Genomic DNA, 16,264 nt, shown 5'->3' on the forward strand with positions numbered 1-16,264 from the left:
CCCAGGACGATCGTGAGCGACAGGAGGATGCCCGCGAGCGCGACGACGACCAAGCAGGCGATCGGAGTAGCGGAAGTGAAACAGGCTGGGCGCGTCGCGGAAGCGAACCCTGGCAATGAACCGCGGCGCGGGAAGGAGACCCCGCTCACCGAGCAATGGGCGGAACTGCTCCAGCGCGACCAGGAAGGCAATCAGGTAGGCAAGCCCCAGGCCGCACTGGAGGACAAGTCGCGCGATCCAGAAGTCCGAGGCGTGGAACCAATCTGGCACACCTCAACGCCAGGTCCGTCTCCGCGAGCTTTCAGCCGTGACGGCCTGGTAGCATGGAACGCCTGGTCGCCGAACGGGGGGTCGTGTAAGACGCCGTGGGGCTCATTGTCCTACTCGCGGGACTGCACATCTTCCTGGAGGTCAACCCCGGAAGCGAATGGGGCATGCTCGAACACGAGTTCGGCCTGCCCCTTGCCGTGGCCCTGGGCTGAGCGCTTCTACCGCGGAGAAGGAGAAACAGTGTTCATCTATCGAAGAAGACTGGTCGTGCTCACGGGCCTCGCGCTGATCGCGGTATTTGCCGCGTTCCGGCCCACAGACGCGGACGCCATGATCTCGGGACAGCCGACGGATCGGGTGTTGCGGGTGTACAGCAACAACATCGAGAACCTGGTCCTGAACAACGCCGACGGGACCTGCACCCGGGTCTCGGGTACGGACCACCTGAGGTCGATGCTCGTCGACGACGCTGGGCAGACCGGTACCTCCGGAGTGGTCGCCCCCGATCTGCTCATCGTGCAGCAGGTACGCGGTATCGGGCAGGCACAGGCCTACGCCGACCAGCTCTCCGCCATGTTCGGGCTGCCGGTGGGGACGTACAAGGCGCTCGTTGCCTGGGACGATCCCGAGCCATGGGGAGGCAGCCACAAGTGCAGTGATCAGTCGTTGGGCGACCTGAAGAAGAAGCAGACCAACGGCATCATCTACAACACCGGGCGGTTGAGCCTAGCCGCCGACGACATCTCGGCCTACTGGAGTGCCGGGTGGCTCAAGCCGGGGATGGCGTACAACGGGGGGGCTGGATGCACCCTGTACAAGCCGCCGAACAGCGATTCCGGTACCACGTATCAATACAAGTGGAAGCGCACCAGCGCCATCGCCGCGCGATTCACCATCAAGGCGACCGGCACCACGGTGTTCGCGGCGACCATGCACCTTCCGGAGGAGAACTCGGCGAACGCGTGCGCGGGTGACGGGAACACCGGCATCAACGGTACCGGCATCCACATCGGGGCGGACGCGACCCGCTTGATAAACGCATCGACGATCCGCATCGTGGGCATCGACGCGAACCGCAGGAACATCCCCTCGACCACGCTCAGCGCTCAGGGCATGACCGGCTACGGTACGGCGGCCACGCACGGGGCATCAAAGATCGACTACCTGTTCGTCCAGGGGGCCGTGCAACCGTCGCCGATCGACTACACGGTGAGCAGTACAAAGTCGAACCACCGCGCGCTGTACGCCTTCATCAGCTTCTAGCGGGCTGGGCTTGATCCGTTTCCGTGGACATACCTCGTAAGTCGGCTACACGGAAGGGAGTGTCCATAGGGCGAAGGAAGAGACGAAGCTTCAACGCGAAGTTCAAGGCCGAGCAAACCTGTAGTAATGGGAGCTTGCTGGCCCCTTTTTCCCGTGAGAGGCACCGCACCGTGCTGCTGCTGCGCGCCTTCGGGCTCTTCGTCCTCACGGCACTGGCCGAGGTGCTCGGTTGCTACCTTCCCTACCTGTGGCTGCGCGAGGGCAGGTCACCACTGCTGCTCCTCCCCGCGGCCGCAAGCCTGGCTGTGTTCGCGTGGCTCCTGACGCTACATCCCACCGGAGCGGCCCGCACATACGCGGCTTACGGAGGAGTGTACATCGCCGTGGCTCTCGGCTGGCTGTGGTTCGTTGAGGGAGAACGGCCCACGGCCTGGGACATCATCGGCGCGCTCGTTGCCATGACGGGAATGGCCATCATCGTGCTTGGGCCCCGGAAATAGCCTTGGAGGGTGTCATAACGGATTTCAGTTGAGTGTTCTCATCCCCTTCCGGGCGCATCAACCCGGTGAACGGGTACAGAAACCTATATCTTATATCGATTCCTGTTCGCCCACAGAGGGTAGAACCGTCGTCACCGCGCGAAGGCTCTACCGAGGGCTCCCCGAACGGGATTGTTTGTATGTCTTGACCGGAACATTCAACTGAAATCCGTTATCAGACGATTATCAACTCGACGTTGTGCAGGCCATGTTCGGCCACGAACGCGCGTGCGCGAGCGCCCACGGGGATGTCGAGCTGGTCGAAGAGCCAGCTCGCCTCCCCCGTCATCTCTTGCGCTTGGCGAACCAGACGTTGCTCCTCCGCGGCCTCGTGGCCGAGCAAATAAACATTTTTGCTCCTCCACCGTCGCGGCAAAGGACGGGCTCTCTTCCTCCGGCCTCGCTCCTGCTTGGGGGACGCTTTCGTGGTATACTGTTTACTCTACGATTACGGGTGTGGTCGTCAGAACAGAAAGGTACATGATGAAGGAGCTACTCGACCTGCTGAAGCGGATTCTGCCGGATGCCTACATCTGGTCCACGATGGATGGGTTCACTCCGAACCGGGGTAACGAGAACGCGGTGGGTATCATCATCCAGCCGGGTCCCCAGGCCTAGACCAGTACATGGCGCTGATGATGACGAACCCGGAGGAGATCGCGAACCTCTGGGGACACTCCGCCCTCTACTTGCGACGCAACGGTCGGGTGGTGCGCGCCGTGGGGTTCGACCCGCACCGGTTGGGCATGGCGCAAGACATGGTGATGCAACAGGTGAGCAGCGGGCGTCACCCGACGCAGGGCTACTACTACGATGAGCGGGTGATATTCCGCAGCCCGGACGCACTCATCGTCGAGTTCCGCGTGGACACCTACCACGTGGACGAGTTGGAGCGGGTGGTGCCGCGTCCGGGCAGGGCCGTCAACCAGAACTTCCTGACGCAATACGTGACGCGCGACGGGCAGCGGCTAGCCTCCCAGCACGGTCAGTTCAACCCAAGCCAGATAGGCAATTGTATCAACTTCATCATCCAGGCCCTGACGCGCAGCAACCTGGTGGTCTCCGCGAGCCAGCAGCTGACATCGCGCTCCACGGGAAGGCTCACCGCGGCGCCGGGCTTCGACATGTCCCCCGCGCAGGGACAGTTGACGGGTGTGATGACCCAAGGCTTCCGCAACCAGACGCTCGTCCTGCACGACCTGGACTCGGGCATGCAACTCAACCCGCTCCAGACCCGGCGCTTGCTGAGCAGGGGGGCAAGCTTCTACCGGCGCGCGGTGGGCGGTATCACGACGCTGAGCGTGGCCCGGCTGGCGGGCGCCTACATCCTGCCGGAGAGCATGGCTCCCGTGTGGTTCTACTCGGACTACGCGGGGCTGGCGAAGATCATCATCGACATCTGCATCAAGGTATTCCCGAAGGGCAGTTCCTTCTGGATGCGCCAGCCCCACGTGATCGACGCCATCCTGGGCGCCCTCGTGAAGTTCTGCTTCATCCACGCCGCCATGTCGGTGACCTGATGGGCTGACTGCCGGGTCTGTGGATCCTGCTGACGCTCCTGATGGCCTTCTTCACCTGAAGCCCCAGCTGGCGGCGCTCCAGACGCAGCTCACCGCGAGCTGGTGCTGGGGCGGGTTCTCCGAGCAGCACCACGCGAGTGCCAGCCCCCGTCTTGCCGCTGCCAAGCTTTTCACAGCGCGCGTAGGCCGCGCAGGAGTTCCGGGCAGCGACAGTCACCGCATCGGACTGAGAACTCACGCCGCAGCCCATCAGTCCCACTGCACCCAACATCCACAGTCAGTTGTTCATGTTCATGGACGCGCGGTTTATGCGCGGGTGCGTCATGACGGGAAGAGACAAGAGGACCCCCGCGAAACCCGAAGGGCGGACTTGTCGGTGCTGCTCGCACTGGGGATGATTCCCCCATGCAAGGAGCACCCATGGGAACGTTGACGGACAGGTGCGCGCTCGTGACGGGCGCGGCAAGTGGAATTGGCCAGGCGATCGCCGAGGCGCTGGGCGCGCAAGGGGTCCGGGTGCTGGTCTCGGACCTCGACGAGGCGGGCGCGCGCGGTGGCCGGGCGCAACCCCAACGCCATCGCGCAGCCGCTCGAGTTCTTTGACACCCTCTCAGCGCGAGTGGCAGCGTGAGTGGCTGAGTGGCCGCCCACGCCAGACCAGTTCCCGGACACGTTCACGCGCCCCGGATTGGCTCTCGCCACAGCCGCCGGAGCGAGCGACGTCACGGGAGATCGACGATGTGGACCTCTGTGCTCCGCGTGCCCGTCCCGTTCTTCTTGACGCCCACCAGGTCACGCTGCCTGCTGACAAGGAACTGCCAGGATTGATCCGTTTCCTCGATGGGCGTGCCGGTGTGCATGCTGAAGCTCTGGTAGTTGTTCGCTGCGGAGAGGACGTGGACCTCAGTGCTGTACGTCCCCGTGTTGCGCTTGTGGACGCCGACGAGATCCCGGTTCGCGGCGACCGCGAACTCCCACGAGTCGTCTGTCTGCTCCAGCGGAGTACCAGTGTGCAGGTTGAAGCTCTGGTAGTTGCTCGCCGCGGAGAGGATATGGACCTCGGTGCTGTGCGTCCCCGTGCCGCTCTTGAGGATGCCGACGAGATCCCGGTTCGCGGCGACCGCGAACGCCCAATTTCCCCCCGTCTCTCCCAGTGCGGTCCCGGTGTGCATGCTGAAGCTCTGGTAGTTGCTCGCCGCGGAGAGGATATGGACCTCGGTGCTGTGCGTCCCTGTGCCGCTCTTGAGGATGCCGACGAGATCCCGGTTCGCGGCGACCGCGAACGCCCAATTTCCCCCCGTCTCTCCCAGTGCGGTCCCGGTGTGCATGCTGAAGCTCTGGTAGTTGCTCGCCGCGGAGAGGATATGGACCTCGGTGCTGTGCGTCCCTGTGCCGCTCTTGAGGATGGAGAAGAGGTCCCCGTTGTCGGCGATCGCGAACGCCCATCGGTCGTCCGTCTCCCCCAAGGGAGTGCCGGTATGCAGACTGAAATGGAGAGCGATCCCATACAAGGCCCTGGCCCCATCGCGATCCTTCTGGGTCAGGACGAGGTCACCTGTATTGATTCCCATGCAACTGGGATAGTGCATGACGGATGCCGAATCATAGGTCGTCAACGGACGCCAGTTACCGTCCTCGTAGCAACCCCCGATACCAACACGCGTGTGCTCATGACGAAACCCCAGCACATGTCCGATCTCGTGCCGCAAGATACCCGTCAGCGTCCAGGGTCCCTGCGAACCAAAGGCGACTTCATCGATGAGGATGTTCCGAATGGGCCGAGGGTAACTCGGGAAGAATGCACGCGCTGAGTACTGCCCCAGATTGACAGGGTTGACGTCGAAAACGACATTCGGATTGAGGCTCGTGCAGTTACCATCTTGCGCGCGATCGTAGATGAGTCGCACATCGGCCGAAGCCTGCCAATCATTGGCGGCGCTGGCCATGGCTTGCACCACCGAATCATGCCTGGAGCCAAAGGCCGTGCTGACGCAATAGCTCAGACTCCGCTTCTGGGTCGTGCTCCATCGATCGTCCACACTGTTGACGCGATTGACGATCAGCGCGCCATTCTGGAAATGCTGATCGTAGAACTCCTTCAATTTCGCGTGCGACTCCAAAGGGATGTCGCCGTCGACGATATAGACCCCCGTCCCGGGCTCTTGATAAGCGTTTGCCTCGAACTCCTCGAAGCTCATCGAAACCGACGTGCTCGAAATCGATTCGTCCTCGGACGAACCCGCTTCCGTGCCGGGCGAGCCGCCACAGGCCGCGAACGCGGAGATGGATACAACACGGACAGCAGCCAGGATCCATGAACAGCTATTGATTTTCATATAATTGTCTCTGCATTTACAGGCAGTGAGCAAAGGCCATTCCATGAATGGCTCTCAATGGTTATAGCGTCCGATCGACGCGACACGGGCTGACGGCTCAACCCCTCGCCTGCCCGCCTGCCCCACGAGACGGCCAGAAAACCGGGATCTCCCCACCCAAACGGACCCAGGCGCATGGGGTTGCCTCAGGCGTACCAGTCTAAATGCTGGCGGCGAGGCGAACCCTAGCACACACATCAGGTAAAGACAAGGAGCAATCTCACGGTTGTTGAATCCTCACCTGTTGCGGGTCCAACCGTGCTACAACTAAGATGTATCTGACACTACGGGATGTGACCTTCGAGGAACTGCTTACGCTGATCGCGCGCATCACGGCACGCGAGCCCCACGCCCGGTGTCAGGAAGGGAGCGGCCCCCCTGGCGCCCCTCGCCGTGGCGCTCAACCGCCTGACCACCGAGCTGTGTCGGCCCAGCCGAGCGTCGAGGACATCTTCGGTCCCCAAATACTGCTCGCCCAGTCGCCGAACTTCATGATCACGTGCGACATCGAGGCGCGTATCCGCTTCATCAATCGGACCGTGGCCGACCTGATCCCCGCGAAAGTGATTGGCACGATCATCCATGACTGGTTCACTCCGGAGTCGGTCGAGAAGACGCGCCACTGCGTCCAGCAGATGCTCTCCTCTGGAAAGAGCAGATATTCGAGGGCCAGACCTCGGACGCGGTGGACTCCGGCTGGTACATGGGCCTGCTCGCCCCCATCCATGTAAACGAGCGCATCATCGGCTTCTCCTTGATCCTCAACGACATCACCAAGCTCAAGCAGACTCAGCAACGCCTGGAGCACTCCAACCAGGAGCTGGAGAGCTTCGCCTACGTCGCCTCGCCACGGCGGCGGCGCCGGGCGAGGACGAAGCAGCAGAGGGAGGAGCGGGAGCAGGGAGGAGGTGCAGGAAGCGGCAGCGCGTCCCGAGGCTAGACCGGGCCGGGTTGCTCCGCAGGACGTTCGCAGTGGATGTCTTCTCCTGCCCAAGCTGCGGGGGCAGGCTCGCCCCGCGGCGCTCCCAGCTCGTCGGGCTCGAGTAGCTCGGCACCCGGACGTACCAGCGTGGCGTGGTGGTGCTGCACTATGGCGTCAAGCGCTGGGTTCCTTGAGCTATCGCGAGCACCCTTCTCACCGAGGCCTATGGCTCCAAAAGACCGTGGAAGGATTTCGGCTCGAGTTTGGGCGCTACGCGAACGCGAAGCGACTGAGACGAGGTGAGCGAGGTGCGGCGGAGACCTTCCGCTTCCTCGGGCTGGTTCACATCTGCGGGAAGTCCCGCCGGGGAGGCTTCTTGCTGACCCGGCACACGGACTCGAAGCGGATGCGAGCTACGCTCCAGGCGCTCAAGGGCGCCATGGCGCGGCGCCGACATGATCCAGTTGATGAGCAAGGTCGTTGGCTCGGCTCTGTCGTCCGCGGGTACTTCGCGTACCACGCGGTACCGACGAACAACCGAATCATCGGCCGTTTCCGAACGGAGGTCATCCGCGCGTGGGTGAAGAGCCTGCGACGGCGAAGCCAGCGTCACCGGCTGAACTGGAAGCGGATGACTCGGCTCGCGGACCGGTGGCTGCCGCCCGCGAAGACCCAGCATCCTTGGCCCGACGAACGATTCTACGCCAAGACCCGAGGTGGGAGCCCAGTGCGGTAATTCCGCTCGCTGGGATCTGTGCGGGGGGCGGCCTCAGCCGGAAACGGCGAAGGGCCGTCCCTACCGCGACCGTCATGAGCCTCGTTCCCTTTCGTTCGCCATGGCGCGACCCTCGAAGTGGCCACGTCCACCATCCACTCCACCCCTGCCCAGCCAGCACCGGACTTGGGGTGGAACGGATAGATATGAACGTTGATAGTGGTCGCGAAGACCCCCACCGCCAGTCCTGTTTGAATTCACACAGCTGAGGTCAGCGACCCACAAAGGCCAGGACGCCGCGGACACGTCGACGCCCCTGCCCGGCAAGGTGCTCCACTTCCGCCAGTCACTCGTGGCGGCCTCCGCACCCGCGCTGGAGTTGGGCGACTCGGAGGACATTTCCCAGAGCTACTTCCGCTGAGGCCGTGGGCCACGTGAGGCTCCCTGGCCACGCGGACGCGATCCGGGGACCCCTCTCGACCTCCTCTCCGTGGTTGACTCGACCGTACGGCCACCCTGTAATCCCAGGTGGGGCTCCTCGCGAGTGGAGCCCATGCCAGGAGGCGCCAGGTGACAAGAGGGATGGCTCTGCTGACATGCATGTTGCTTGTAGGGTGTAGCAGCGTCCCCCGGAGCGTTCTCCCTGCCACTGGACAGACAAGGTACTGCGTCTACGTCCCGAGCAGCGACTTTGAGCAGGCAGAACAAGGTGGAGCATCTGCCGCCGTGCCTTCGCCGGGGGCGGGTTCGCCGACGACTCCACTCCCCCCTTCCCCACCACCGCTGCGAGGGCTTCTGGCGGAGGAGCAGGAGATGGGGTGCCCCGCGGCATTCTCCGCCCGGCGCCGCAAGGTGGCACGACCGTGCCAGGAGCAGGCACTGGCTCTGCGGCAGGAGAAGCCCTGGTCACGGGTGGCGCGGTGGTTGCGGCCGCGGGAAGTGTTCTGCTGCTTTGCTTCACCGTCAAAGCGGTTGTGGCCGGGGAGCAGACCCCCATCGACATCGCGGACAAGTTCTACGGCACACATTTCGGCGATGTCTTTGGATGGGTTCGGGATCGGTATCCCCCAAAGAGCTGTGCGAATTCGCGCACCATCGATATAGACATCCTCATTCACCAAGCGCCTGACGGCACAGTGGCAGTGACGACAAGCGCGCCCATGGCCCAATCTGAATCGCTGTCCTCCCCTCACGCTCCTCCCAGTGGACGGCCAGATGGAGAATCCGATAGGGAAAGAAAAAAGAAACGCGGCCGTCTCTATGTGACCTACAGAAAGCTCAACAAGAAAACCAAGCTCTATTACTCAGGGCGAACCAGCATGGTCGTTGATCTCGGCCTGCCACCTGACCTCCAGGCCCAGTTAGCCATTCAATTCCGAGACATGAATCATCATATTGACGAGAACCAAGACCCGAAGGATGCTTCATTCGACAAAGCACTGCCTGATGTATTCGATATCGGAACCGCCATTGACTACGATCTGCGGCATGATGACCCAGCGTATTGGCGTATTGGCGGATTCGCGGAAGAGAGCAGCAGTTGATAGACTTCCATGGAGGCGCCCAGTCCGACACGGGCAAGCCCTATCGAACCGGGAACATCGTGCGTGCCGTGGCAAAAGACAACCCGCGAGGCAGGCGGTTTCATGACGCTGCTACAACGCACTGGGGCCAGATTCACCCTTACACAGGATATTAGGATATGCGGCCAACACATAAACCAGGTTCATTCTTGAGAATCCCCCTCGCAGATGGCTCCTTCGGCTATGGAAGGGTTCTCGAATCACCATTTGATGCCTTCTATGACTACAGAACCGCCAGCCCAGACTCAGATCTGGACAGGATCGCATCAAAGCCCATACTCTTCAGGATTGTTGTCAGCCATCCACGCCCGAAGTCATGGGAGCGTATAGGGTGGAAAGAGATTGAGGAGCGTCTGACTCAACCCATTGTCCAATTCAGAATGGAAGTGGGCCCACTCCGCCGCTGCTGGATTTTCGATAGCCTCGGCAATTCGAGAGAGGCATCCCCCCTAGAATGTATTGGGCTTGAGCCAGCGGCTGTTTGGGAGTCCCACGGTGTCGAGGAACGCCTGCTTGACGCCTTCATGGGGCGGCCCAATGATTCATTAGAGCACATATGGAAGGAGTTGGGGCAGTAGAGTGCTTTGAAGGCCGAGGCGCTCGACAGCGACCAGTCCGCGCTCGGCCAAAAGGATCATCTCGCCTACCGCGGTGGGCGCGAGCGGAGACACCGAGAAGCAAGGAACGAAGGCTCACCCAGCTTGGTTGGGCTTTCGTCCCCACACCTGGAAAAACATGTGTGAGATCACGAGCACGTCTTCGCGCGCCAGATGTGCCACGAGCTCGGTCATCAGGTTGTCCAACTCCTTGGCCTCGATCCTTCCGGCTTCGAGCAGCTCCGCGCGGACGTTCTGGATGAAGTGGACGAAGATCTCGCGACGTGGATGGCCCTTCGGATAGACGTGAATGAGGGGCCGGACCTGGATATCCGTCAGTCCGGCCTCGCGAAGCAGGCGGTGAGAGCGCCGGCCCACGAACAAGTCGATGCCGTGATCACGCGAGTGTGCGTGAAAGAGTTCGAAGAGACGATCCCACGCCGCGCAGGGCGGATCACAGCGATGCGGCAAGTAGTCGGCTTCGTGGCTGGCGACCACGCCGCCCGGCCGCGCCAGCGCCACCATCTCACGGACGATTTCCTCGGGTCGCGGGACGTTGACGAGTACGAGACGCGCATGGACGAGATCGAATGAGCCGGGCGGTAGCCCCGTCGCGCGCGCGTCCCCTTGAATCAACTCGACGTTGTGCAGGCCATGTTCGGCCACGAACGCGCGTGCGCGAGCGAGCGTGTCTCCACCGCGCTCGAGGCCCACCACCGTGCCGGAGGAGCCCACGCGCACGGAGAGTTGCTCGAGCACGCCGCTCGGACCACAGCCCAGGTCGATCGCGCGAGCGCCCACAGGGAGGTCGAGTTGGTCGAAGAGCCAGCTCGCCTCCCCCGCCATCTCTTGCGATTGGCGAACCAGACGTTGATCCTCAGCGGCCTCGTGGCCAAGCAAATAAACATCCGTGCCCATGACTTCTCCTTGCTTCAGTTGATGTTCCCAATCGCCATCTCGGCGTCGGTGCCGCTCAGGCCTCGATCTTCGTGCCGTCGATACCGCGCGGAGTGCGCAGTCCCATCGCGAACCACGCCGCGAACAGCCGCCACATGAACGCCACCGAATGCGTGGCATGGGCAGGCACGTTTCCGTCCAGGGGCGCGCCCTCGGGGCGGTCCCGGGTCATCACTCGCATCTCCACCGGCGGCGCACCGGGGATGCGGTTCCGGTACAGGCTCAGCCAATGGCCTTTGTTGAATTCGAGGAACATCGCCGAATTGCAGCAGGTCGCCACCACCCGCCGTGTTGGCGAATCGGGCTTGAGGCGATATTCCTTGAGCTGCTCCCCTCCCCTCGTGCAGCGCACGCGGTCCTTGCGATGGAGCACGAAGCTGGTGCCGCCATCGGCATCGAGCACCGGTGCCGCGCCGGGAAGCGCCTCGATCCGCCGGCCCGCTTCGCGGCAGCTCGCGCAATCACAGACCGTGGTCAGGATCGGCGCACCCGCCGCCTCGAATACCACCTGGCCGCATGCGCACGCGACGAGGTGGGACCTACCCGAATCAACACTCATCTCGCCTCGTCCTTGAGTCAAACCAGACCATCCAGGGACTACACTCCCGCCCAGAAACCGCCGCTCCAGAGCGGGTGGGCCGAGCGCCCCCTGTCATCCGCCGGTACGTGAACCCGGTGCTCCAGCCTCCACGCCGTTCACCCGAGGGGTCCGGGTGACGGCGCGCGAGTGCTCCGCTCGGGTCTACGGATTACGGATTGCCGCTACAGACCTTGTCCCGGGAACACTTGTCCGCGACAAGCACGATCCATTCGACGACATTGTCACACGACATGACCTTGATGGAATCCTGGCAGAAGTCGAAGTTGTCGCCATTGATGTGATCGTCACAGGCCGCCACCGACCAACGGTTGTTCCAGTCGGCCTTCTGCTTGATCATGCAGTCATCCTCGTTCGCATAGGCCTTGCCGCTGCCGATGTCGCCACAGCTCTCGTACCTCGCGCACATGTTCCGGGCGGTCACGGTCACCGCATCGGACTGGGAACTCACGCCGCAGCCCATCAGTCCCACCACTCCCAACATCCACAGCCAGTTGTTCATGTTCATGGACGCGGGGTTTATGCGCGGGTGCGTCATACCGGCAAGAGTCAAGAGGACCCCCGCGAAACCCGAAGGGCGGGCTTGTCGGTGCACCTCTCACTGGGGATGATTCCCCCCATGCAAGGAGCACCCATGGGAACGTTGACGGACAGGTGTGCGCTCGTGACGGGCGCGGCGAGTGGAATTGGCCAGGCGATCGCCGAGGCGCTGGGCGCGCAAGGGGTCCGGGTGCTGGTGTCGGACCTCGACGAGGCGGGCGCGCGCGCGGTGGCCGGGCGCATCCCCAACGCCATCGCGCAGCGGGCCGACGTGTCCTCGCGCGAGGAGTGCCGGGCCCTGGTGGAGCGGGCGCAGAAGGAGTGGGGCCGGCTCGACATCCTGGTGAACAACGCGGGGCTCCAGCACGTGTCCCCCGTGGAGGAGTTCCCCGAGGACAAGTGGGAGCTGATGATCCGCATCATGCTCGTGGGGCCCTTCCTGCTCACCCGCTACGCCCTGCCCCTCATGTACGCGCGCAAGTGGGGCCGCATCCTCAACATCTCCTCGCTGCACGGCGTGGTCGCCTCGCCGTACAAGTCCGCCTACATCTCCGCCAAGCACGGGCTCATGGGGCTCACGAAGACGGTGGCCCTGGAGGCCGCGGACAAGGGCGTGACGGTCAACGCCCTGTGCCCCAGCTACGTGCGCACCCCGCTCGTGGAGAAGCAGATCGCCGACCAGGCCCGCGTCAACCACATGAGCGAGACGGACGTCATCGAGAAGATCATGCTCGCTCCCGCCGCCGTCAAACGGCTCCTGGAGCCCTCGGAGGTGGCCGCCTACGCCACCTTCCTGTGCTCGGACGCGGCGAGCGGCATCACCGGCGCCGCCCAGATGATGGACTGCGGGTGGACGGCGCGATGACGGACTCCAGCATGGGCTTTGGCGTCAACGTGGACCCGGGCGAGGTGGGCCTGGACGCGCGGCGGCTGCGGCGCATCGACACGCACTTCAGCCGCTACGTCGACGACGGGCGGCTCGCCGGCTGGCAGGTGATGGTGTCTCGCCGCGGCAAGGTCGCGCACCTGACGTCCCACGGGCTCGCCGACAAGGAGGCGGGCGTGCCGGTGCGCACGGACACCCTCTGGCGCATCTACTCCATGACGAAGCCCCTCACCTCCGTCGCGGCGATGATGCTCTGGGAGGAAGGCGCCTTCGAGCTGTCCGATCCCGTCAGCCGCTGGCTGCCCGAGTTCGCCGAGCCGCGCGTCTACACCGGAGGCCCCGCGGCCAAACCCGTCACCGTGCCCGCGACGGAGCCCATCCGCGTGTGGCACCTGCTCACCCATACCGCGGGGCTGACGTACGGCTTCCACCGCACGCACGTCACCGACGAGCTCTACCGGGTCGCGGAAGCCGAGATGGGCAGCGCCGATCTCGCCACGCGCGTGCGCGGGTGGGCGAAGCTGCCGCTCGCGTTCCAGCCCGGGGCGGAGTGGAACTACTCGGTGGCCACGGACGTGCTCGGCCGGTTCGTCGAGGTCGTCTCCGGCCAGTCGCTCGACACCTTCTTCTCCGAGCGCATCCTCGGGCCGCTCGGGATGACGGACACCGCCTTCTGGTGTCCCGAGGCCCAGCGGCATCGGCTGGCGGCGCTGTACACCCGCGCGCCCGGAGCCCCGGGCACCGCGCGCATCGACGCGATCGGCCAGGAGGTGATGCGGCCTCCGGTGTGGCTGTCGGGTGGAGGTGGGCTGGTGTCGACGACGCGCGACTACACGCGCTTCTCCTGGATGCTCCTGCGGGGCGGAGAGCTGGACGGCGTGCGCCTGCTGTCCCCGAGGACCGTGCGCTACATGACCCAGAACCACCTGCCGGGAAAAGCGGACCTGGCCACCTTTGGTCGGCCGCTGTTCGCCGAGACCCGGTTCGACGGAGTCGGCTTCGGGCTCGGCTTCGCCGTGGTCGACAATCCGGTGGCCTACCGCACGCCCACGAGCGTGGGCGAGTACCACTGGGGCGGCATGGCGAGCACCGCGTTCTGGGTCGATCCGGCCGAGCACCTGACCGTGGTCCTCATGACCCAGCTCATGCCCTCCAGCGCCTATCCCCTGCGCTCGCAGCTGCGCCAGCTCGTCTATCAAGCGCTCGTCGACTGAGCGCCCGGGCGCTGGGGCTCAGGCGTGGAACCCGGCCCCCACCGCCACCGCGAGCAGGCTCAACACCCCGGCGGCGTAGGCGGCATAGCGCCACTCGCCGCGGATGCCGAGCGTGGTGCCCGCGACCACCAGGCGCACCACCGGCGTCACCAGCAGCGCGGACGCGGCGCCCTTGCGCAGCACGTCGATGGCCACGTGCACGGGCTCACTGTCCGGCAGGGACTCGAGCGCCAGGGACGTCAGGAAGAGCACGCCACTGCAAGCGGCGCCTCCCCGGAGGAGCCGGGAGATCCACCGCTCCCCGGCCTCCGCGCGCGCGATGTGCTCGGTGGAGGTGGAGGGGGTGCCCACCCGGGGCACCGCCGGGTAGGAGCCCGAGACGGCCCGAGGGCGCACCCGCTGGGGTACCCACTGCGCCACGGGCACGGACACCTTCTTCGTCATCATCTCGCCACGCTCGTCCATATCCCCTCCACTCCCTTCCACAGCATCTGTGCCGCCACCACCAGCAGCACACAGGCGAACATCCGTCGCAGCACGGCCGTGGGCAGGCGCGGCATGATCCGACTGCCCACCGAGGCGCCCGCCAACACCCCCACCACCAGCGGCGCCACCAGCGCGAGGTTCACGTGTCCGCGCCAGGCGTAGGCGGCCACGCTCGCGGCCCCCGTCACGCCGATCATCAGGTTGCTCGTGGCGCTGGCCACCTTGAAGGGCACGCGCATGCCGTGGTTCATCAGCGGCACCTTGAGCGGACCGCCACCCACCCCCAGCAGCGCCGACAGGCCGCCGGCCACGAACGAGCCGGAGATGCCCAGCGGGTAGTTGGTGGGCTCGTAGTCCTCGAGCCCCTGCTCCACCGCCGCGCGCGCCAGCAGCATCTGCGCCGACACGTAGAGCGCGAAGAGGCCGAACACCAGGGCGACCCAGGCGGGGGCCACCAGGCTCGCCACCAGCCCGCCGACGATGGCGCCCGTCACCGTGGCCAGCTCCAGCGTCAGCCCCAGGCGGATGTCGCTCAGCCGCCGCTCCACGTAGCTCGCCGACGCGCCACAGGAGCTGGCCACCACGCACATCAGGCTCGCCGGCACCGCGTCCTCCAGCGGCACCTTGAACCCCAGGACGAGTGCCGGAACCAGGATGACACCTCCTCCGACCCCCAGGAGTGAACCCATGGTGCCCGCGAACACACCCGCTGCGATCAACAGGAGAAGCGTCATACCCAAAAAGAGGATAGGGGCCCCCTTGACGATCGGATAGGAGCATTCCCCCCTCGCTCGGGGCTCGATCGGCTGGCTGCCCCCTACCGCGGGACAACGCCGGGAGGCTCTCCCTAGGCGGCGCGCGCGCCGATGTTCCCCTCTGGAAACTCGGAGAGGAAGCGCGAGCGGGCACGGGGAGTGAAAATGCCCCGGGCCATGAAGGCCAACAGCCGCCGCAGCACCGCGCGCGACTGCTCCACGGCGCGCTCCACCTCGGCGGCGAAGTCGAAGGAGTCGTTGCGGTAGAGCTCCTGGAAGCTCAACTGGGACCAGGCCGGCAGGGCGCGCATGCGGCCCAGGGGGCTGGAGAGGTAGAGCCCGCCCAGGTACAGGCCGCGCACCCACCCGTCCAGCTCGGCCTTGGTGGGCGCCTGCTGCAGCGTCTCCTGGGAGGCGAGCCGCACCAGCTCGTAGATGCCCCGGCCGATGCCCTTGAGCGGCATGCCCGCGCTCTTGGTGACCTGGAAGCGCGAGCGCAGGCGCGGGCTGCCCATGAGGTCCGCCCCATGCAGCTCACGCAGGTAGAAGAGCGTCTGGGTCCATTCGATCTGCCGGTGGGCGACGAGCGCGTGCTCGCCCCGGCGCCGGTGACGCAGCACCAGCTCATCCACCCGGGGGTGGAGCGCGCGATCCAGGCACAGGTGGGTGAAGTAGCCGGCGAGGATCGCGAGCCCGGCCTCGGTGCCCACCAGGGCGCCGGCGGCCACCAGCTCGGCCATCTTCAGGCCCAGGGCCACCGGGGCGCGCTCGTGGAACAGGCGCGCGAAGGGGGGCCAGTCCCGCCCGGAGAAGTTGGCGGCGAGCCCGCCGACGAGCCCATCGCACAGGGGCAGATCCGGCAGGGCGGCGCCAAAGCGCGCATAGGCCAGATCCTCGGAGAGCGCGCGGATGAAGTCCTCGGGCAGCTCGCCGGGATTGGCGGCCAGCCGCTCGATGGCCGTGAGGTGGAGCAACAACGAAGGCATGGGCAGGACCTAGTCAGCCCCACGGGGCAATGCAACGCGGGAGTGTTCGACCCTTCTTG

At 65.0% G+C, this 16,264-nt stretch carries 19 protein-coding genes; 10 read left to right on the forward strand and 9 right to left on the reverse strand.

Translation table 11 applies throughout. From position 1 onward, the window contains the following. Nucleotides 1-510: 510 nt before the first annotated feature. Nucleotides 511-1,533 (forward strand): hypothetical protein, encoded by a 1,023-nt coding sequence (locus tag CYFUS_RS34165; RefSeq protein ID WP_095989035.1) that lies wholly within the window; start codon nucleotides 511-513, stop codon nucleotides 1,531-1,533. 170 nt (nucleotides 1,534-1,703) lie between these two features. Beyond that, on the forward strand, nucleotides 1,704-2,033 hold the full coding sequence (locus CYFUS_RS34170) for a YnfA family protein (RefSeq protein ID WP_095989036.1): 330 nt from the start codon (nucleotides 1,704-1,706) through the stop codon (nucleotides 2,031-2,033). A gap of 214 nt (nucleotides 2,034-2,247) precedes the next feature. Here the strand turns inward: CYFUS_RS34170 and CYFUS_RS51145 are convergent, their stop codons facing one another. Further along, a complete protein-coding gene (locus CYFUS_RS51145) occupies nucleotides 2,248-2,415 on the reverse strand; it encodes a hypothetical protein (protein WP_232536968.1) in 168 nt (55 codons plus the stop codon). Nucleotides 2,416-2,552: 137 nt separating this feature from the next. Between CYFUS_RS51145 and CYFUS_RS51150 the strand changes: the two genes are divergently transcribed. The 3 genes from CYFUS_RS51150 to CYFUS_RS34180 all read left to right on the forward strand — a co-directional run bounded on the left by CYFUS_RS51150 (nucleotide 2,553) and on the right by CYFUS_RS34180 (nucleotide 4,195). Beyond that, on the forward strand, nucleotides 2,553-2,690 hold the full coding sequence (locus tag CYFUS_RS51150) for a hypothetical protein (RefSeq protein ID WP_157758819.1): 138 nt from the start codon (nucleotides 2,553-2,555) through the stop codon (nucleotides 2,688-2,690). A 17-nt stretch (nucleotides 2,691-2,707) separates the two neighbouring features. After that, a complete protein-coding gene (locus CYFUS_RS34175) occupies nucleotides 2,708-3,592 on the forward strand; it encodes a hypothetical protein (protein ID WP_157758820.1) in 885 nt (294 codons plus the stop codon). Nucleotides 3,593-4,012: 420 nt separating this feature from the next. Continuing rightward, nucleotides 4,013-4,195 (forward strand): SDR family NAD(P)-dependent oxidoreductase, encoded by a 183-nt coding sequence (locus tag CYFUS_RS34180; RefSeq protein WP_095989038.1) that lies wholly within the window; start codon nucleotides 4,013-4,015, stop codon nucleotides 4,193-4,195. Between the two features lie 119 nt (nucleotides 4,196-4,314). On the opposite strand, the gene CYFUS_RS51155 is transcribed toward CYFUS_RS34180, so the two are convergent. Together CYFUS_RS51155 and CYFUS_RS51160 are read right to left on the reverse strand one after the other, a co-directional pair. Continuing rightward, nucleotides 4,315-5,928, reverse strand: coding sequence for a M57 family metalloprotease (locus CYFUS_RS51155; protein WP_232536969.1), 1,614 nt, complete (start codon nucleotides 5,926-5,928; stop codon nucleotides 4,315-4,317). 323 nt (nucleotides 5,929-6,251) lie between these two features. After that, on the reverse strand, nucleotides 6,252-6,551 hold the full coding sequence (locus CYFUS_RS51160) for a hypothetical protein (RefSeq protein WP_157758821.1): 300 nt from the start codon (nucleotides 6,549-6,551) through the stop codon (nucleotides 6,252-6,254). 119 nt (nucleotides 6,552-6,670) lie between these two features. Between CYFUS_RS51160 and CYFUS_RS34195 the strand changes: the two genes are divergently transcribed. The 3 genes from CYFUS_RS34195 to CYFUS_RS34200 all read left to right on the forward strand — a co-directional run bounded on the left by CYFUS_RS34195 (nucleotide 6,671) and on the right by CYFUS_RS34200 (nucleotide 9,765). Further along, nucleotides 6,671-6,907 carry a hypothetical protein gene (locus tag CYFUS_RS34195; RefSeq protein WP_157758822.1) on the forward strand — a complete coding sequence of 79 codons (237 nt, stop codon included), beginning with the start codon at nucleotides 6,671-6,673 and terminating at the stop codon, nucleotides 6,905-6,907. A gap of 1,515 nt (nucleotides 6,908-8,422) precedes the next feature. Beyond that, on the forward strand, nucleotides 8,423-9,148 hold the full coding sequence (locus CYFUS_RS51165; protein WP_157758823.1) for a hypothetical protein: 726 nt from the start codon (nucleotides 8,423-8,425) through the stop codon (nucleotides 9,146-9,148). Between the two features lie 158 nt (nucleotides 9,149-9,306). Then, nucleotides 9,307-9,765: an immunity 26/phosphotriesterase HocA family protein gene (locus CYFUS_RS34200; protein WP_095989041.1), complete on the forward strand. Its 459-nt coding sequence runs from the start codon at nucleotides 9,307-9,309 to the stop codon at nucleotides 9,763-9,765. A gap of 114 nt (nucleotides 9,766-9,879) precedes the next feature. Here CYFUS_RS34200 and CYFUS_RS34205 read toward each other — a convergent pair whose 3' ends face one another. The 3 genes from CYFUS_RS34205 to CYFUS_RS34215 form a co-directional block, all read right to left on the reverse strand. Beyond that, nucleotides 9,880-10,701: a methyltransferase domain-containing protein gene (locus CYFUS_RS34205; RefSeq protein ID WP_095989042.1), complete on the reverse strand. Its 822-nt coding sequence runs from the start codon at nucleotides 10,699-10,701 to the stop codon at nucleotides 9,880-9,882. A 55-nt stretch (nucleotides 10,702-10,756) separates the two neighbouring features. After that, nucleotides 10,757-11,299 carry a GFA family protein gene (locus tag CYFUS_RS34210; protein ID WP_232536971.1) on the reverse strand — a complete coding sequence of 181 codons (543 nt, stop codon included), beginning with the start codon at nucleotides 11,297-11,299 and terminating at the stop codon, nucleotides 10,757-10,759. 190 nt (nucleotides 11,300-11,489) lie between these two features. Next, complete coding sequence (locus tag CYFUS_RS34215; RefSeq protein WP_232536972.1) at nucleotides 11,490-11,846, reverse strand: DUF6184 family natural product biosynthesis lipoprotein; 357 nt, start codon at nucleotides 11,844-11,846, stop codon at nucleotides 11,490-11,492. 126 nt (nucleotides 11,847-11,972) lie between these two features. On the opposite strand from CYFUS_RS34215, the gene CYFUS_RS34220 reads away from it, so the two are divergent. Further along, on the forward strand, nucleotides 11,973-12,743 hold the full coding sequence (locus CYFUS_RS34220) for a 3-hydroxybutyrate dehydrogenase (RefSeq protein ID WP_095989044.1): 771 nt from the start codon (nucleotides 11,973-11,975) through the stop codon (nucleotides 12,741-12,743). After that, entirely contained in the window at nucleotides 12,740-13,978 is a 1,239-nt protein-coding gene (locus tag CYFUS_RS34225) for a serine hydrolase domain-containing protein (RefSeq protein WP_198316241.1), read from the forward strand. Before CYFUS_RS34220 ends, CYFUS_RS34225 begins: the two co-directional genes overlap by 4 nt. An 18-nt stretch (nucleotides 13,979-13,996) precedes the next feature. On the opposite strand, the gene CYFUS_RS34230 is transcribed toward CYFUS_RS34225, so the two are convergent. From CYFUS_RS34230 to CYFUS_RS34240, 3 genes are all read right to left on the reverse strand, one after another. Continuing rightward, on the reverse strand, nucleotides 13,997-14,443 hold the full coding sequence (locus CYFUS_RS34230) for a hypothetical protein (RefSeq protein WP_095989045.1): 447 nt from the start codon (nucleotides 14,441-14,443) through the stop codon (nucleotides 13,997-13,999). Then, nucleotides 14,422-15,198 (reverse strand): sulfite exporter TauE/SafE family protein, encoded by a 777-nt coding sequence (locus CYFUS_RS34235; RefSeq protein WP_095989046.1) that lies wholly within the window; start codon nucleotides 15,196-15,198, stop codon nucleotides 14,422-14,424. Before CYFUS_RS34235 ends, CYFUS_RS34230 begins: the two co-directional genes overlap by 22 nt. A gap of 113 nt (nucleotides 15,199-15,311) precedes the next feature. Beyond that, nucleotides 15,312-16,205 (reverse strand): zinc dependent phospholipase C family protein, encoded by an 894-nt coding sequence (locus tag CYFUS_RS34240; RefSeq protein WP_095989047.1) that lies wholly within the window; start codon nucleotides 16,203-16,205, stop codon nucleotides 15,312-15,314. Between the last annotated feature and the right edge of the window lie 59 nt (nucleotides 16,206-16,264).

This window comes from Cystobacter fuscus (assembly GCF_002305875.1).
GTDB lineage: Bacteria > Myxococcota > Myxococcia > Myxococcales > Myxococcaceae > Cystobacter > Cystobacter fuscus_A.

Coding starts and splice junctions, on each gene's coding strand:
- CYFUS_RS34215 (WP_232536972.1), bottom strand. CDS start 11,846: ATGAACATGAACAACTGGCTGTGGATGTTGGGAGTGGTGGGACTGATG.
- CYFUS_RS34175 (WP_157758820.1), top strand. CDS start 2,708: ATGATGACGAACCCGGAGGAGATCGCGAACCTCTGGGGACACTCCGCC.
- CYFUS_RS51155 (WP_232536969.1), bottom strand. CDS start 5,928: ATGAAAATCAATAGCTGTTCATGGATCCTGGCTGCTGTCCGTGTTGTA.
- CYFUS_RS34225 (WP_198316241.1), top strand. CDS start 12,740: ATGACGGACTCCAGCATGGGCTTTGGCGTCAACGTGGACCCGGGCGAG.
- CYFUS_RS34195 (WP_157758822.1), top strand. CDS start 6,671: ATGGGCCTGCTCGCCCCCATCCATGTAAACGAGCGCATCATCGGCTTC.
- CYFUS_RS34230 (WP_095989045.1), bottom strand. CDS start 14,443: ATGGACGAGCGTGGCGAGATGATGACGAAGAAGGTGTCCGTGCCCGTG.
- CYFUS_RS51160 (WP_157758821.1), bottom strand. CDS start 6,551: ATGGATGATCGTGCCAATCACTTTCGCGGGGATCAGGTCGGCCACGGT.
- CYFUS_RS34235 (WP_095989046.1), bottom strand. CDS start 15,198: ATGACGCTTCTCCTGTTGATCGCAGCGGGTGTGTTCGCGGGCACCATG.
- CYFUS_RS34220 (WP_095989044.1), top strand. CDS start 11,973: ATGGGAACGTTGACGGACAGGTGTGCGCTCGTGACGGGCGCGGCGAGT.
- CYFUS_RS34180 (WP_095989038.1), top strand. CDS start 4,013: ATGGGAACGTTGACGGACAGGTGCGCGCTCGTGACGGGCGCGGCAAGT.
- CYFUS_RS34240 (WP_095989047.1), bottom strand. CDS start 16,205: ATGCCTTCGTTGTTGCTCCACCTCACGGCCATCGAGCGGCTGGCCGCC.
- CYFUS_RS34200 (WP_095989041.1), top strand. CDS start 9,307: ATGCGGCCAACACATAAACCAGGTTCATTCTTGAGAATCCCCCTCGCA.
- CYFUS_RS34210 (WP_232536971.1), bottom strand. CDS start 11,299: ATGAGTGTTGATTCGGGTAGGTCCCACCTCGTCGCGTGCGCATGCGGC.
- CYFUS_RS51150 (WP_157758819.1), top strand. CDS start 2,553: ATGATGAAGGAGCTACTCGACCTGCTGAAGCGGATTCTGCCGGATGCC.
- CYFUS_RS34205 (WP_095989042.1), bottom strand. CDS start 10,701: ATGGGCACGGATGTTTATTTGCTTGGCCACGAGGCCGCTGAGGATCAA.